The following is a 1,154-nucleotide window of genomic DNA, read 5'->3' as shown; positions in this document are numbered from 1 at the left end:
TTTCTTTTACGGTTGTAGAAAAACTCAATGTACCGATATATTTTTTGCTCCGCTACTTGCTTGGAAGCGAATTTTTCTAGGTACACTAATTCTCTTTTAATCAGGGAATGAAAAGATTCGATACACGCGTTATCGTAACAGTTGCCTTTGCGACTCATACTACAAACCATGCCGTGTTTCTTCAGTTGTTCTTGGTACTCCAAAGAAGCGTATTGCGAACCTCGATCGGTATGATGCATAAGACCTGGAGCAGGTCTCTGTGCATCTACAGCCCGGTCTAATGCTTCAAGGACAAGCGCAGTTGTCATGTTACTTTTTAGTGACCAACCGACAATTTTACGTGTAAATAGATCCATGACACAGGCAAGATACATCCGGCCCTGACTAGTCCAGATATACGTAATGTCCGTCACCCAGACTTTGTTAGGGGCGGTCGTTTTAAATTGTTGGTTAAGCAGGTTTGGAGCGACTGGCAGACCATGAGTGGAATCGGTTGTTGATACTCTGAATTTCCTGACTGTACGTGAACGAAGGCCCTTTTCCCTCATCATGCGACCAACGGTTTTCTCGCCAATTTGTTTGCCCTCATCCTTCAAACAGTCTGTAATTTTCGGGGCGCCATAGATACCATAGTTGTCATGATAGTGATATTCAATGCGTCTAGCGAGGTCTTCCCGATTACGGGTTCTCTCGCTTTTCGGGGCTTTTAGCCATTTGTAATAACCACTCCGTGAAATGTTGAAAACTTTGCACATCTTCTCGATCCGGAACTCAGAGTGGTGTTCCTTGATGAATTGGAACTTTATTTCCGGTCTTTGCTGAAGAAGTGCATGGCCTTTTTTAGGATTGCGATCTCCTCTTCGAGATCTTTAATATGATTGTCTTTTTCTTTCATTAGACGCTCTGTTTCACGGAGATTACCACTTCCTACAAACGGCTCGTCTTCAAATTTGCGGTACTGCCCCACCCAGTTTCGAAGGGTGCCAACATTTATGTTTAGCTCCTCGGCTATCTCTGGCAGTGATTTAGCATTTTGCTGAACGTACTTTACCGTTTCTTCTTTAAATTTTTTGTTGTAACTTTGACGTTGTTCTCCCATTGTGCACACTCCGCTCACCATTTTAGTTTCATTATGGTTGCACCAATTCTTTGTG

2 protein-coding genes are annotated in these 1,154 nt (G+C 43.2%); both read right to left on the bottom strand.

Features of this window, described 5'->3' with window-relative positions; translation table 11 throughout:
- A partial coding sequence (locus GC098_RS16100) for an IS3 family transposase (RefSeq protein ID WP_312880162.1) occupies positions 1-791 on the bottom strand: 791 nt, incomplete at its 3' end.
- 11 nt (positions 792-802) lie between these two features.
- Positions 803-1,154, bottom strand: a 352-nt coding sequence (locus GC098_RS16095; RefSeq protein WP_216625301.1) for a transposase, incomplete at its 5' end; no start/stop codon positions are given.

This window comes from Paenibacillus phytorum (assembly GCF_013141715.1).
GTDB lineage: Bacteria > Bacillota > Bacilli > Paenibacillales > NBRC-103111 > Paenibacillus_E > Paenibacillus_E phytorum.
Note: the sequence above shows the minus strand (reverse complement) of the source record. Positions and strands in the feature narration are given on the sequence as shown.